Source organism: Microcoleus sp. AS-A8 (assembly GCA_039962225.1).
Taxonomy (GTDB): Bacteria; Cyanobacteriota; Cyanobacteriia; order Cyanobacteriales; family Coleofasciculaceae; genus Allocoleopsis.
Genome location: JAMPKV010000006.1, coordinates 280339 through 295961, shown reverse-complemented (window position 1 = coordinate 295961; position 15623 = coordinate 280339). Strand labels below are relative to the sequence as shown.

Here is a 15623-nt window from a genome sequence, read left to right as displayed (position 1 = left end):
AGTTGTCACTGTAGAGAAAGATAACAGACAATGAGGAATGGGCAAGGTCGGATGAATTTGTATACGACTTTTTAGAGTGAGCGAATAGCCCTTCTCTCAAGACTCCCATTCTGAAAAATGGGGCTCAGGAGCATCTAAGTTACAGCCTATATATCTGCCAAAAAAATCCGGACAGATTGGTTCATCAGCGGTAAGTACTAGAAGTGTATCTCTGCAATTGGGAGATGCATTCATCCCAGTTCACCCCGCTTCAATTCAAGTGTCCAAAAAACTGGCAGTAAAAGCACAACTGCACATCGCCGCTCCGGCTCGTCAAATAGGGCAGTGGCGGAGACTAACTCAGGAGACGTTTCCAAACCCTCTTGGGAGGAGCTAACGAAAGTGAACCACTCTTGAGCCTAACCAGGCCCAGCTATCGACAAACAGATATGGACAAACAAACGCTAGAGATTTCCGAATATGTCGCCCTTGCTGGCTCCGCTTTAGGTAGCGTTGTAGCTGCGGTATCTGGGCAGGCGATTTTTGCAGCTGCGCCGTTGACCTTGGCACTCTCGCTGAACTTGGCTAATCGGCGTCGAGTTGATCAAGAAATACAGCAGTACACCACAGAAGCACTGACCCAAGCCTATCAAGTGGTTCAATCTTTACAGCAAGAAGTCCAGGCGCTACCCGCCATCAATCGTCGGCTCAGCGACTTGGATCAACAGTTCTACACTCGACCGGAAACCCAATCGATCGGGGCGTTGGAAGGAACGATCACACAGCTAAAAGAACAACTAGAGGAGATGGGTTCGCGCCTCGCTCAGCCATCAACTTCGCCAGACATTGACCTGGGTGGAGTAGAGCAAGCGATCGGCTACATTAATAATCAACTAGAGGATTTAACACTCCGTTTCGATCAACTGCCGACAGCAACAGGATTTGACCTGCCTGAGATCGAGCAAGCGATCACTTATATTAATAGTCAATTGGAGACTTTGACCTTCCGTCTGGATCAGCTATCTACGCCACAAGAAGCTGACCTGAGTGGAGTTGAACAGGCATTCGCAGATATCCAAGCTCAACTCAATGCAGTAACACAGCGTCTGGATGAGGTGGCAACACCCCAAGCGGTTGACCTAGGTGGCATGGAACAGGTGATCGGCGAATTCCAGACTCAATTGGAGGCCATCAAGCAGCAGTTCAACACCCGACCGGAACTTCAAGGGTTAGAGCAATCACAAAATGCGATCACACAGCTGAGTGAGCAGCTAGAAGCAATCACATTCCATCTCAATCAGGCCCCGACTACACAGGAAGTAGACCTGAGTGGAGTTGAACAGGCAATTGCAGATATCCAAGCTCAACTCAATGCAGTAACACAGCGTCTGGATGAGGTGGCAACACCCCAAGCGGTTGACCTAGGTGGCATGGAACAGGTGATCGGCGAATTCCAGACTCAATTGGAAGCCATCAAGCAGCAGTTCAACACCCGACCGGAACTTCAAGGGTTAGAGCAATCACAAAATGCGATCGCACAGCTGAGTGAACAGCTAGAAGCAATCACATTCCATCTCAATCAGGCCCCGACTACACAGGAAGTAGACCTGAGTGGAGTTGAACAGGCATTCGCAGATATCCAAGCTCAACTCAATGCAGTAACACAGCGTCTGGATGAGGTGGCAACACCCCAAGCGGTTGACCTGGGTGGCATGGAACAGGTGATCGGCGAATTCCAGACTCAATTGGAGGCCATCAACCAGCAGTTCAACACCCGGCCAGAACTTCAAGGGTTAGAGCAATCTCAAAATGCGATCGCACAGCTGAGTGAGCAGCTAGAAGCGATTACATTCCATCTCAATCAGGCCCCGACTACACAGGAAGTAGACCTGAGTGGAGTTGAACAGGCATTCGCAGATATCCAAGCTCAACTCAATGCAGTAACACAGCGTCTGGATGAGGTGGCAACACCCCAAGCGGTTGACCTGGGTGGCATGGAACAGGTGATCGGCGAATTCCAGACTCAATTGGAGGCCATCAACCAGCAGTTCAACACCCGACCGGAAGTTCAAGGGTTAGAGCAATCACAAAATGCGATCGCACAGCTGAGTGAGCAGCTAGAAGCGATTACACAGCGTCTAGATCAAGCCCCAACCCTCCAACCGGCTGACATCAGTGGTCTAGAATGGGCGATTTTAGACATCAATCGTCAGCTAGATGGCCTCAACCAACAGTTCAACACTCGACCTGAAACTCAAGCCATTGAGGAATCACAAACTGCGATCGCACAGCTGAGTGAGCAACTAGAGACTGTCACACAACGTTTAGATCATCTCCCAACGGCATCGGAACCTGACCTGAGTGCAGTAGAACAGGAGATCGCTACAATCCAGGGTCAGCTAAGAGCGCTCACACTCCTCCTAGATCATTCCTCGACACCCCAAGCCGTTGACCTAAGTGGTGTAGAACAGGCGATCGCAAACATCCAAGGGCAGTTAGAGGACTTACAGCAGCAGTTCAACACTCGACCTGAACTCCAAGCAATTGAGCAATCAGAAACCGCAATCGCAAGGCTGACAGAGCAGTTGTTAACACTGCGTTTGGTTAATAGCTCGACGCCACAAACGGTTGACCTGACTGGAGTGGAACAAGCGATTACCACCCTCCAAGGTCAACTCGATAGCTTGAACCAACAGTTCAATGCTCGGCCTGAGGCTCAAGCGATTGAGCAATCACAATCGGCGATCGCACAACTGTCTGAACAGTTAGAAACTGTCACACTGCGTCTGGAGAATATTCCGACCGCTCCCGCGGTTGACCTGACTGGAGTGGAACAAACGATTACCACGCTCCAAGGTCAACTAGAAAGCTTGAACCAACAGTTTAATGCTCGACCTGAGGCTCAAGCACTTGAACAATCACAAGCGGCGATCGCACAACTGGCGGAGTACGTCGAAACTTTAGCACAGCGTGTTGATAGTACCTCCGTGCCTCAAGCGGTTGACCTGACGGGAGTGGAGCAAGCGATTAGTACAATCCAAGGTCAACTCGATAGCTTGAACCAACAATTCAATGCTCGACCTGAGGCTCAAGAGATTGAACAATCACAAGCGGCGATCGCACAACTGTCTGAACAGTTAGAAACTGTCACACTGTATCTGGAGAATATTCCCACCGCTCAAGCGATCACTACAATTCAAGGTCAACTTGATAGCTTGAACCAACAGTTCAATGAGCGACCTGAAGCTCAAGCCATTGAGCAGTTGGAAAGCGCGATCGCACAACTGGCGGAGTACGTCGAAACTTTAGCACAGCCTGTTGATAGTACCTCCGCACCTCAAGCGGTTGACCTGACTGGAGTGGAGCAAGCAATCTCTACAATCCAAGGTCAACTCGATAGCTTGAACCAACAGTTCAATGCTCGGCCTGAGGCTCAAGCGCTTGAACAATCACAAGCGGCGATCGCACGACTCTCTGAACAGTTAGAAACTGTCACACTGCGTCTGGAGAATACTCCGACCGCTCCCGCGGTTGACCTGACTGGAGTGGAGCAAGCAATCTCTACAATCCAAGGTCAACTCGATAGCTTGAACCAACAGTTCAATGCTCGACCTGAGGCTCAAGAGATTGAACAATCACAAGCGGCGATCACACAACTGTCTGAACAGTTAGAAACTGTCACACTGCGTCTGGAGAATACTCCGACCGCTCCCCCAGTTGACCTGACGGGAGTGGAGCAAGCGATTAGTACAATCCAAGGTCAACTCGATAGCTTGAACCAACAGTTCAATGCTCGACCTGAAGCTCAAGAGATTGAACAATCACAAGCGGCGATCGCACAACTGTCTGAACAGTTAGAAACTGTCACACTGTATCTGGAGAATATTCCCACCGCTCAAGCGATCACTACCATCCAAGGTCAACTTGATAGCTTGAACCAACAGTTCAATGAGCGACCTGAGGCTCAAGCCATTGAGCAGTTGGAAAGCGCGATCGCACAACTGGCGGAGTACGTCGAAACTTTAGCACAGCCTGTTGATAGCACCTCAGCATCTCAATCCGTTGACATCACGGGATTTGAAGAGGCGATCTTAGAACTCAGTGTGCAGTTAGACGCCCTAAAACAACGTGTGGATCATCTATCGACTCCACAAACCGTTCAACCCCCTGAGGAAGAGGTTGCTAGCCGAAATATTCTGGGTCAACAGGATATCATCGCGTCACCTTTTGATGAGCTGCCTCTGACGACAGTGTTTGATGAGGTACCTCTACCCGTTCCTGAAAAGGTTAAACCCATTGGGCAAGAAGTAGCTACTACAAGTATTTCAGGGCCGTTAGGTGAGCTGATTCAACGGTTTCAAGATCGACCTGAGACACAAGCCATTAAGCACATAGAAACTACAATTAATCAGCTCACAGAGCAGTTAGTTGCTGTTGCCTTGCATCTTGGTCAGTTAAAGACTGCTTCAGATGTTAATGTCAGTGAGCTAAAACAAGCGATCGCAGATACTCAGGGTCAAATGGATGTGCTGTGTCAACAGTTCAAGGCTCGACCGGAAACCGAAGCAATTGAGCAGTTGGAAGGCGCGATCGCTCAGTTTGGCGAGGTTGACCTGAATGGGGACGAAGAAGCAGTCGAAGACTTCAATTTTCAAGTGGACGCTATGAGCTTGTGTCTAGAGAATTTACCAGCTCCCCTACCGTTTGATCTCGATGGGGTAGAGCAAGCTATGGCAAACCTTGATAGTGAGCTAAAAGCCTTGAATTCTCTGAAGAATGGAGCGGCTGCCTCAAGTGTTGACCCTTGGGACGACGCGAAAGCGCAAAACCTTGAGCCATTAGCAACAGCGATCGTACAGCTCCAGGAAGAACTAAAGGCTTCGATCTCCTATCTTGAGAATTTACCCGATCCCCAAGGAGATCTCTGGGGGGACGAGGACGAGATTGCTAACCTCCAATGGTAAGCCATTAACTCTAGCAGTTTTCAATTGAGTTGCAACACAGTTACTTGTAGGGACACGCTAATCAACGTGTCCCTATTCTGTTTGTATAGCAGCAAGAGGTCTAGTAAAGTCCAGTTGGAGGCACGACGGGTACATAAGGCATCGCAAAAAAACCGCGTACATTCTTTTCACGGTCACCTATTTTTTGGCAACATTTAAAACCCAAAACAGTTCTTTTACGCGGAGGAACACCAGGAATCAGAGTAGTGCCAACGGGTACTCTTTCCATCCGAATACTCACATCATCTCTTTGAGGGTAATTCGGGTCGTAGATATTAATATCGATGGTGGTTGCTGAAACGTCTGAGTAACTATAGGCTAAAACTTGATGATTGTTCCAAATTTTCAAGCTATCAAGACCACTCATATAAACCAGTCCCAATACAACCGCATTCCTATCATCTAACTTGGCATGAATTTCCTCAAATTCATCATAGGTTCGCTTATAAACGCCAAGAATTGTATCGTCGGGTAACACCATCCATTGAGCGAACTTCGTAATATACTCACCTAATGCCCCAAACGTATCAACTTGCCGTCGATAGAGATATCGATGTAAGGGTGAGCCTTGAGCTGGTGCGGTGGTATCCGCAGGAATACGCCGATCACTCAGCAGAAAGTCATACACCGCACAAGACATTCCTCCACACAGTCCATAGGCTTTACCAACCGATGACAGCTCTGGCAAATTAGGAATAGAAAAAGGGAGTGGATAGCCAGAAAAGTTGTTGATGAACTGGAACCCATGCATAGAGGGTTTAAAGTCAAACGCAGGGATTTCTGGTAACCGGAACTCGGTTTGAAATGGCCCCATAAAGGCCGTATGAACGCAACGCCGACCGTTAAAGGTGTAGCGAAATTCTAAATATGGTAGATAGATATCCGTAATATCAGCGATGCGTCGTGTGCGCGTAGTCAGTGTCAAGTCCCAAGGAAGGTTAATGGGTTCTTTTGTCCTTACTATGTGGTAATCAAGGTAGCGAGAGGGTTCAAAATAAACGGTAAATTTACCTTCGGTATCGGAACGGCCTGGGTTAACGGTTAGATCATCATCTCCTTTTCCTGGTTCATCCTGATCGAAAACGCGAACAAGAACGTTTTGAGCTGGAAAACCATTGGCAAAAAGAATTCTCCCTGTAAAATTTTCAGCCATCGTTTACTGATTTGAATTCAGATATTTTTGAACTTAGATACACCCATAACACAGGGATTTCCGCAGTAAGCCATGTTCTTTAATATCTTATTTTATGTCCCATAGTATAAAGAATCTTATGCTGATTAAACTCTTGCTAATTGTTGATTTTTGTGATAATAATTAATTCTTAAAACTAAATAATGTGATAACTAAAAAGCTATAAAGCATTGCTAAGCGCCCAAAAAGGTGTAGGGACACAGAATGCCCATGTCCCTACAATCTTGAAGTATCGGTTTAGGCGTTAAAGATTTATCACCACGCCATCCTAGGAATATCAGATTTGACCAAAAATAATGGGATACAAGTCCCGTTATGTGATAACACCTCAGTAGAGGAGTAAATATGCTTACGATGGCAGTGGAAGTAGTGTTATTGTAGAGCCGAAGCTCCACTTGTACTGTTTGCGGTCAAGTGGGGAGGGTTCACAGGAAGAACTTTTATTGAAATTTTTACTCGATCTGTCGAAAATCGCTCTCAAGTGAAGTGGGCAGTTTCCAATCATCGCTCCTATCCTAGAAACAGAGGATACTAACGTAATATTTTGGAGAATTAGTTATAGTGAATCGTTTTGGAGATATTGTACAAAAAGCATTCTATCTAGGCGTTGGAGCTGTGACGGCGGCGGGTGAAGAAGCAGGCTCAAGGTTCGGTAAGCTACGCGTTCAGGCTCAAAAACTAGCTGATGAACTGGTGGCTAAGGGAGAAATGACGACGGAAGAGGCTCGTAAGCTGGTTGACGAGTTGGTGCGACAGGCACAACAACAGCAACAAGTTCAATCTTCCACTAATGTTAACAGTGTTGATCGGGTTAATACCCCCACCCCTGAACCGCGTCAGATAGAAATTATCTCTGAGGATGAAGCGTCAGGGCATACTACTGATGAAGATAATGTTGACACGCTGCGACAACAGGTGCAAGCGATGCAAGACGAACTCCGTCGGTTAAAGCGTGAATCCTAAAAATTTAAAGATAGTTGCTAACCGTGTGGACTAGCATGGGAGATGGAGGATTGATGTCCTCAACTGTCTGCAAGGTTGAGCCAGCAATAGCGTCAGATAGGATGAAACTCCTGTGTCATGTACAAGGCCTTAAAAAGCGTGTTCGCGAAGCACATGTCCTACCCTAAGGGGAACGGGTTGCTCGCAGCTCGCCACGAATGCAGGCTATGATGGCTGTTCAGTAAACCTGGTGTGCATTATCCTCCAATTCTAAACATGGTCGTTGAGTGAATTTCCAACATGGAAGAGTGGCCCAAAGATATATTTGAGATCCTAGAATCAGTGACTGTTATGGTCGATGAATTTTTCCAAGGGGTCACTGATATGGTTGAAATCGTTGCCAACGACGTGCAAAATACAGTTGGGATAGATATTGACCAATGTTTGCAGGACATGTTCGGGCCGATCAGCGAGATTTTTGCGGATCTCGAAGAGATGGTCGGTGAAACGGAGCAGACATATTATAGTTATCCTGTAGAACCAACAGTAGAGACAAACCCGGCCTGCGTCGGTTGTCATCATTACCACGGACAAGTCTATGGGGGTAATTTGTTCGTCTGCGCCATGCACCCCTATGGTTGGGAGACAGAGAATTGCCCTGACTGGGAATCGTATCAGTAATTAAAAACTCGCCATGAATCAATCTCTAACCCAAGAACAACTCTCGTCGGATGTACAGACGCCAGAGATGAAATACGGTGAACGCGAGATTGCGGAGGGAAAGCTGATTACGTTCCCCAATCCGCGTGTCGGGCGTCGCTATGATATCAACATTACTTTGCCGGAGTTTACCTGTAAGTGCCCATTCTCTGGCTACCCCGACTTTGCCACTATTCACATCACCTATGTGCCGGATGAACGGGTGGTGGAGTTGAAGGCACTGAAACTGTATATTAATAGCTACCGCGATCGCTACATTTCTCACGAAGAAAGCGTTAATCAAATTCTGGATGATTTTGTCGAGGCTTGTGACCCCTTAGAAGTCGCAGTTAAAGGTGATTTCTCACCACGGGGGAACGTTCACACGGTGATCGAAGTGCGGCACAAAAAACAGGTATCTTCGAGTTGAGTTGTACCATGATAGCGGCAGGATAAGATTGCTTTCTGCCGATTTTCACAAGAATTTCCCTCAATAGATTCTCCTGCAATACTCAAACATTGCAGCACAGTTTGCCACGCCTGTGGGTTAGTTCCGATCTTCGTTCAACTCATTCGCCTTCTTTTCTGAAGTTGCAGACGGCGATGGCGATGAATTTGGCGTTTTAGAAGGGGACACTGTCTTGGACTTGCTTACCGAGGGCGATGAGGGTGAAGATTGATTTCGGGAAGGGGCAAAGGGAACCACAGGTGTTGTTGGAGAAAAGGAAGAGGATTTCCTCAAATTCGGTACAGCAAAGGACACCGCAACACCCAACGCAAAAAATGCCAAGGCGAGGCAAACTATCGCAATTTTTATCGGTAATTTGGACGGGTTTTCATCGTTCCCACTCATCGGCAACCCTCCCCAGTATTCATGATTAGGTTAATTTTGGCTCACCAAAGAGTCTGCGACTACGGTGGGAACCTCTGGTGAGGGTACCTGACCATTCAATTGGTCTAGCATCTCAATTACTTCCCGTTCAAAGGCCACTTGTGCCCGGTTAGTTCTACCGCCTATGTAGAAATGGTCACCTTTTTGCAGCGCCCAAATCTGGGAGTGAGAGACATAGCTCATAATTACCCCCAACATCAGCAAGCCAAAGCCAGTATAAACCATGGGAATACCTGGGTCAGATTTAATCTGTAAACCCGTGCTGCCGATCACATCATCCACTTTTAAGGTAACGCCATTCACCTGGGTCGCCATCCCTGGACGCACCGTAGACACCAACTTCCCGGCTGCATCGTAAACCAATAACGTTCCCTGCAAATCTCTGGCGAGTACGGATGCCCCTTCACTCATATCCGGTTTGGTGGGAATCCAAGTACCCCAGAGGCGTCCTTTGCCCTGAGTATCTAGCTGTGCCATCGGGATTTGAAAAATGGGGCTTTTGTTTAACCGTACCCGAACCGCCGCAATTCCCCAGTCGGTTTGGTAAATCGTCACGCCGCGATAACGCAGGGGTTTGTTGACATAAATGGTTTGCTGGTCAACGTCCTTTCCGGCTTGATCGACAACGGATAGGTCAGAATAAAACTGGTCAATTCCCCCTTCGGGAGTGTAGTCAATCCAGAAGCGATTCACTCGGACTGACCAATCATTGAGGGTTTTCGGTGTGGCTAAAGGGCCAGCATCGATAATATTTTTGATTTGGAAGGTGTTACCACTGGCAACCATTTCCTGAGCCATGAAACCCGTGAGCGCCCCCCAAATCGAGCCGGCTAGGATCATCAACATGCTGGCATGGACGACGATAGGGCCAATGCGTCCCACGATTCCTTTACGGGCGTAGAGACTATCGCCTTCTTGAAAGACTTTATAACGCCGCTTCTCTAGCAATGCGGTAAGAGAGTTGTGATTCCCGGTTTCGAGTTCGGCACTGAGGGCGAGTTTTTGGAACTGGCGGGGTTCAGTGTAAAACGTCCAGCGGCGGGCGGCTTTGAGTGCCGGAAACTGACGGGTAAAGGTACAGGCGGTGAGGCTACTGCCAAATAAAATCAGGATTGACAAAAACCACCAAGTACGATAAACGTGGTCTAATCCCAGAGTTAAGAGGACTTTCCAGGAGAGGAAACCAAACAGAGCTGGGTCTTCTGGGTAATTGGATTGATAAAAGGCGAGGGATTGACCCTGTTCAATGACAGTACCACTGATGCTAAAAAGTGCGATCGCAAGCAGCAGCACAATTGCCAGCCGTAAGTCGCCGAGTACTGACAATAGCTGACGCCAGAGATTAGGTAATGATGGATTTTTTAAAGTCATTTTTTATAACAATCCGCCCGGAATTCGAGACAGTAAGGAAAAGACGCCAAACCCTACAAGTAAGGCACCACTAACAGGTGTAATCCAACTCGACCACTGACGCAACTCCAATAACTTTTTAATGGAAGCCGTAAAGGTACCCGCCAAAATTAACGGCGCAACGTATCCCGCCGCGTAGGATAGGAGCAAGACACCTCCTAAAACTAAGTCTTGCGTCTTGGCAATCCAAGCGAGCAAGGTAGCTAAGACAGGAGTACTGCAAGGGGAGGCGACTAAACCAAAGGTTAAACCGATTAAATAAGAGCGTAATCCCTCTGGCCAGTCTTGAGAAATCCAATCCATCCCACCCCAAGAAGGCAGTTGCAAAGGCAAGACTTCGAGTAAGTTCAGCCCCATGATAATCGCAATCAGGCTGACAATAATCGGTAACCCTACTCCGACTTGACCGTAGACTCGCCCTACAGATGCCGCCAGAATGCCCAACCCCGCCAATGTCGTTGCCAATCCTAGGGCAAACCAAGTGGACTGGGTGGCAGCTTGGAGACGCCCTTTAGCTTCGTAGCCCCCAATGTAGCCAAGGGTGATGGGTAGCATGGAAAGCATACAAGGGGTGAGGCTGGTGAGCAACCCTGCGACAAAGATAATGCCGATACTGAACCCGGTGAGGTGTAAAAGTTGGGAGGAGACAAGATTGTCGGCGAATTGTCCGAGTTCGTAAAGTCGAGTCGAGAGTGTTTCTAACATGACATGAGTGGTGCTGGCTGGTGGAATGCCCATTCTGCTTGAATTCTAGCGTACAGAGGGGTTCGGGGCAGGCGATCGCAACCGCAAACAACTCCCCAGCAGCTAGAATGATCGCCTAAAAGGTAAAATCATTATGAAAACTGCGATTCCCCTTCCTGACAAACAACTCACGGAATTTTGCGATCGCTGGCACGTTACCGAACTCGCTGTCTACTGACATAACATGGTTTCGTCGTCAGCACTTCAATGCTGAAGGCGATCGCATCGCTTACTACCAACTTTTAACTTTCCTGGTGTTATTGCGCCTCACCTATCAACGTAAAAGCCCCCCAATCTAACTGATTAGGATACTTCTGCATCGTCGCCAACATCGCACTTCGCAACGCTTGAGCTTTATCCGACTTTTGCTGTAAATGGCGATAAAACTCCGTCATCAGGAACGCTGTCGCCTCATCGGATACATACCCCACAGAGACGATGACACTGGAAGCCCCAGCAGAGATAAAGGAACGAGCTAGCCCTATCACGCCATCTCCCGTAATCTTCCCTAACCCCGTGTTACAACCACTGAGTACCACCAAATCCGCATTCAATTTCAAATTCAGGATTTCTTCAGCGGTAAGCCAACCATTATCATTCCCCGATGGAGCAAGCGCCAATGCACTCCCCATCCCTCGCTCCTTATCGACAATGGCACTCGTTGCCAGATGAATAATCCGTGCTCCCGGCATCCTTTCCAAAACAGCCGCTTTCGTGGCATCCTTGCCGATGAGTGCTTGGGTATTGAATAATTGTGCGATCGCCAGCGCTTCCTGCTCCGCTCCCGGTAGATTAGCTAACTGTTGCGGTAACTCTCCCAGTCGGGGTGAAAGGCTGGGCATACTGGGATTACCAACGATTAAAATGTCCCCATTACCAATCTCCAGAGATTTTCTTTCTCTTGGCTGGGTATCTAGAGTTTGCGCCAATACCGGGAAATTTGGGATGAACAAAAAATTACCCATTGTCAAGCTGGCAATGAGAGTGAGAAAAGCCGTGAGGTGAAGGCTAGAGAGACGCATAACGATCAACCAGCTCAGTGTTCGCCCATCATTCACTAAAAACTATGTCTGATCATCTTGCACTTATGCAGTTTCACCGCTAGGCTATGCATCCTAGGGTGAGAGTGTCAGCTTAGATGTTGCCACAACACGGCTGCTGGGAAAAAACCTCTACCTTACAGCAGATAATTAAGGAATACGCTTACGGCGGAAGTTGTCAGATGTTTAGGAAACGTACTCTTACTAAGATTCTCACTGCGTGTTTTGCGTGTGTTTTGGTTGTTGCCTGTAGTCAGAACAATAAACCAACCACAACAGCTAACAGCACTCCAGGGAATACACCAACGAATACAGCAATAAGCTCATCTATTCCCATTGGCATTGCTGTCGCTCAAACCAGTAACGTTGCATTGTTGGGACAAGAACAAGTTACGGGTGCAAAAATTGCTGAGAAGTTTTTTAATGACAAGGGTGGCGTTAATGGCACACCGATTAAGTTAGTGTTCCAAGATACAGCAGGTGACGAACAAGGGGCGATTAACGCCTTTAATACTTTAATCACTCAAGATAAAGTCGTGGGCATTGTGGGGCCTACCCTTTCCCAGCAAGCCTTTGCTGCCGATCCAATTGCTGAGCGTGCTAGAGTCCCCGTCTTAGCACCGTCTAACACGGCAAAAAACATTCCTCAGATTGGAAAATATATTGCTCGCGTGTCGGCACCTGTGGCTGTTGTTGCGCCTAATGCCGTAAAAGAAGCCCTGAAAATTAATCCTAATCTTAAAAAAGTTGCTGTTTTTTATGCTCAAAATGATGCTTTCAGTAAATCTGAGACAGAAACTTTTCAAGAAACAGTTAAAAACCAAAAATTAGAGTTGGTAACTGTACAAAAATTTCAGACGACTGATACCGATTTTCAAACCCAAGCCACTAATGCCATTAACCTCAAACCAGACCTAATCATTATCTCTGGCCTAGCTTCCGATGGCGGAAACTTAATTAAGCAATTGCGCCAGTTAGGATACAAAGGGTTAATTATTGGTGGAAACGGGTTGAATACCTCGAATCTCTTTCCGGTATGTCAGGCACAATGCAATGATATTTTAATTGCTCAAGCCTATAGCCCTGAAGTCTCTAATGATATTAATAAGGCATTCCGGGAGGCGTATAAGGCTCAAACTAAGAAAGAACCGCCCCAGTTTAGCGCTCAAGCTTTCACGGGAGTTCAGGTATTTGTGGAAGCCCTAAAAGCATTAGATAATAAGACCAAAATCAAGACATTTCCCCTAGACCAGTTACGGACACAGTTAAACGATCAAATTTTAAACGGAGAGTACGAAACACCACTCGGAAAACTTGCGTTTGATCCAGATGGCGAAATCAAACAAGGAGAGTTTTATGTGGCTCAGGTCAAGATGGAAGCAGATGGTAAAACGGGTAAATTTACATTTGTAAAATGAACAACATCTTTGCTTATAGTGTTGCCATTTTAGTGACATTGAGTTTCTTACCCACAGTCTGACATGATCTGAAACTCAAATTCTTCAACAAGCTATAAAACAGGAAGAATGAGACATTGTCAGCCTTCAAAAAATTCAAACAAGTGATACACACTTCCCAGTTCAAGCCGTAAATGCGATTAATCTCCAACCCTACTTAATCGTTATTTATGTGACAATAAGACTCAAGGCACGAATCATTCGTGCCTTTATTTTTCAATATTTTCATTTTAGGTCAGTAGACTGATAGGGCAAAAGTCTCCATGAGCTACCTACACAACACAAGAAGGAAAATTCTAATTGATCATGCCCTTTATTCTATCTGGAACTCAGTCTCCGTAAATCTACGTAGGTATATACGTACTTATTTTTACGAGTACCGAATTCCCTAATTTTACTGATCTAGAGATGTCCATATCAATGAATAATTAATCTAGATAAGTCACCTCTCTAATGGATAGGACTTAAGCACCAATCACCCTAGCCCCTCTCCATGGAGGGGAACTAGGGTTTTCTCGCTGTTTTGCTAAAAAACACGGTAAAAATGTATAGAAGGAATTACTATTAAAAGAGAAAAAGTGCCCTTAGTTTGTCGTCTAGTTTATAAGACACAACTATGCCCCAAAAAATCTTTTTAGCAGACTTGTACATACCAGAAATTTTTCAGTTTATTGAAAAAGGGCAAAAAACAGGCTTGCTCTCTTTTAGTACCTTGCCAGTCCCCCAAGCAGTACCAAAATCTGTTCATTACATCTGGGTAAGTCAGGGTCATGTTGTAGCGGCAGCTAACCAATTAAACAATGAATGTTTAGTGTCCCTGATTGAGCAACAAGGGTGGAAGCAATGGATGAGCAAGCGAGCTTTCGATAAATTAGTAAATTGGTGTTGTCCACTGGATGAACCCCTAGGAACATCGCTTAAGAGACAAGGTGCTTTACAAAACTCTCAACTTGAACAGCTATTCAATCTTCAAGTTTCTCATCACGTATCTGCTGTTCTCCAACTCAAGGACGGTTTATTTCATTTTGACCAAGATGCGCCAATACCCACGCGGGAAATGACTGGATTGAGTGTACCGGCGACAGCAGCGATATTGATGGGGTTACGAGTCTTGCCGTCCTGGGATGCTCTAGCTGATAAATTGCCTGCTCCAGATGAAGGTTTGGTTAGTATTATTCCGAGTCAACTCTACTATCGGTTAGAAGACCTTGAGTTTCAGGTTTGGAAGTACGCTAACCGAACAATTTCTATTCAGGAACTCGCGCAACTATTGAGCCTACCAGTGGTAAAAATCCAGCAGATTGCTTTCCGGCTTTCCACAGTGGGTTTAGTTACTGTAGGAAAAGAAAAATACAAAAAATTATGTAATAATTCTCATTCGTCATACTGATGGATGATTGAGCAGGTTGAATTGACGCAGTAACTTGATATTCTCTGGCGTTAGCAGATCTTGAAGGTCTGAGAATTGATTTAAAAGCTCAATTTCTTGGGCAAACTCTGCTTCCAAAATATCTAAATAGCGATCGCGCTTCATCCCCGGTGGCATTGTCTTTAGCATATGAATCGCCATATTAATATTACTTAAAGGATTACGCAATTTTTCAATAAATTGCTTCAGTAACTTGTCTTGAGTTTCACTGAGTAGCTGAAGCTCTTGGAGTTTTTCTTGTAACTCTTTAGCTCGTTTATATTGGGCACTATATTTTTCTGAAAAAATAGCTTGTTTTTCGAGTCGAACCGTCACGGCTTCCAACAGTTCAGTTTGAAGAAAAGGTTTAGTCAAATAATCATCAGCACCTAAATTCATGCCCTGGCGAAAATCTTCATGGGTAGTTTTAGCTGTGAGAAAAATGAAGGGAATTAGCGCTGTTTCTGTTACCTCTCGCAAGGCAGTCAGAACACCATAACCATCTAATCCGGGCATTAGAATGTCGCAAATAATTAAATCGGGGATGTGCTGCTTCGCGAGTTGTATCCCCGTTTCACCGTCCTGAGCAAGAATGACATCAAAATTACCCAATTGAAGGATTTCTAGAATGTTGACGCCAACAGATGCTTCATCCTCAATGACTAGAATTTTCTTCATCCGTTTGACTGTAACTATTGAATGGAAGAGTGACTGTCACTGCGTTGCATTTCATCAACTAAATACACTGCAAGACTCTACCAAATCCATCGGTGATGGCTTAAAATCTAGTTTACCTGCTTTGACTGTGCCAATTCTCAAAATATCATTGAACAGCTCCGTCTGATTCAGACCTGCTG

General features: G+C 46.2%; 12 protein-coding genes. 6 read left to right on the top strand and 6 right to left on the bottom strand.

From position 1 onward, the window contains the following. Positions 1-428 precede the first annotated feature (428 nt). Positions 429-4943, top strand: coding sequence for a hypothetical protein (locus tag NDI48_12080; protein MEP0831944.1), 4515 nt, complete (start codon positions 429-431; stop codon positions 4941-4943). A gap of 100 nt (positions 4944-5043) precedes the next feature. Here NDI48_12080 and NDI48_12075 read toward each other — a convergent pair whose 3' ends face one another. Beyond that, complete coding sequence (locus NDI48_12075) at positions 5044-6135, bottom strand: hypothetical protein (protein ID MEP0831943.1); 1092 nt, start codon at positions 6133-6135, stop codon at positions 5044-5046. Positions 6136-6735: 600 nt separating this feature from the next. Between NDI48_12075 and NDI48_12070 the strand changes: the two genes are divergently transcribed. The 3 genes from NDI48_12070 (at position 6736) to queF (ending at position 8245) form a co-directional block, all read left to right on the top strand. Next, a complete protein-coding gene (locus NDI48_12070; protein ID MEP0831942.1) occupies positions 6736-7137 on the top strand; it encodes a hypothetical protein in 402 nt (133 codons plus the stop codon). A 279-nt stretch (positions 7138-7416) separates the two neighbouring features. Further along, on the top strand, positions 7417-7797 hold the full coding sequence (locus NDI48_12065; GenBank protein ID MEP0831941.1) for a hypothetical protein: 381 nt from the start codon (positions 7417-7419) through the stop codon (positions 7795-7797). 13 nt (positions 7798-7810) lie between these two features. After that, a complete protein-coding gene (gene queF / locus NDI48_12060) occupies positions 7811-8245 on the top strand; it encodes a preQ(1) synthase (protein MEP0831940.1) in 435 nt (144 codons plus the stop codon). 117 nt (positions 8246-8362) lie between these two features. On the opposite strand, the gene NDI48_12055 is transcribed toward queF, so the two are convergent. From NDI48_12055 to NDI48_12040, 4 genes are all read right to left on the bottom strand, one after another. Continuing rightward, a complete protein-coding gene (locus NDI48_12055) occupies positions 8363-8668 on the bottom strand; it encodes a hypothetical protein (GenBank protein ID MEP0831939.1) in 306 nt (101 codons plus the stop codon). A gap of 30 nt (positions 8669-8698) precedes the next feature. Beyond that, positions 8699-10078: a cytochrome c biogenesis protein gene (locus tag NDI48_12050; GenBank protein MEP0831938.1), complete on the bottom strand. Its 1380-nt coding sequence runs from the start codon at positions 10076-10078 to the stop codon at positions 8699-8701. Between the two features lie 3 nt (positions 10079-10081). Then, positions 10082-10822 (bottom strand): cytochrome c biogenesis protein CcdA, encoded by a 741-nt coding sequence (locus NDI48_12045; GenBank protein MEP0831937.1) that lies wholly within the window; start codon positions 10820-10822, stop codon positions 10082-10084. Between the two features lie 296 nt (positions 10823-11118). Then, a complete protein-coding gene (locus NDI48_12040; GenBank protein MEP0831936.1) occupies positions 11119-11883 on the bottom strand; it encodes a CHAT domain-containing protein in 765 nt (254 codons plus the stop codon). A gap of 200 nt (positions 11884-12083) precedes the next feature. On the opposite strand from NDI48_12040, the gene NDI48_12035 reads away from it, so the two are divergent. Further along, positions 12084-13319, top strand: a complete 1236-nt coding sequence (locus NDI48_12035; protein MEP0831935.1) for an ABC transporter substrate-binding protein — start codon at positions 12084-12086, stop codon at positions 13317-13319. Positions 13320-13974: 655 nt separating this feature from the next. Beyond that, on the top strand, positions 13975-14748 hold the full coding sequence (locus NDI48_12030; protein MEP0831934.1) for a DUF4388 domain-containing protein: 774 nt from the start codon (positions 13975-13977) through the stop codon (positions 14746-14748). On the opposite strand, the gene NDI48_12025 is transcribed toward NDI48_12030, so the two are convergent. After that, positions 14740-15444 (bottom strand): response regulator, encoded by a 705-nt coding sequence (locus NDI48_12025; protein ID MEP0831933.1) that lies wholly within the window; start codon positions 15442-15444, stop codon positions 14740-14742. The genes NDI48_12030 and NDI48_12025 overlap by 9 nt on opposite strands. Between the last annotated feature and the right edge of the window lie 179 nt (positions 15445-15623).